The sequence below is a fragment of the Gracilibacillus saliphilus genome (assembly GCF_010994085.1).
Classification (GTDB): Bacteria; Bacillota; Bacilli; order Bacillales; family Amphibacillaceae; genus Gracilibacillus; species Gracilibacillus lacisalsi.
Map to the genome: position 1 here is coordinate 1 of NZ_WJEB01000083.1, position 236 is coordinate 236.

Annotated in this window: 1 protein-coding gene; it reads right to left on the reverse strand. The window is 46.6% G+C overall.

Annotated features, from left to right (window positions below; translation table 11 throughout):
- The coding region (locus GHT08_RS21930) for a hypothetical protein (RefSeq protein WP_202882545.1) at nt 1–236 on the reverse strand (236 nt) is incomplete at both ends.

Consider the following 236-nt stretch of genomic DNA (forward strand, 5'->3'; position numbering starts at 1 on the left):
CCACTTCTTTTCGCAAACATTATATGGGTACCACCCATCGAATCCTGTACGATCCGAACTTCCGGTATTTGTTCCTTCAACCACTTCATTGCATAATTTACTGACCATGGTTTTGGAGTTTTCGGTACTGTTGCGGGTGGTTTTGGTGTTGGGAAGATCGTGGAGAGGCTGTTTTTTGCCTGCATGCGATCTACGGCTACACTTGCTCCACCGGCACCTAACATGAATAGGCTTTG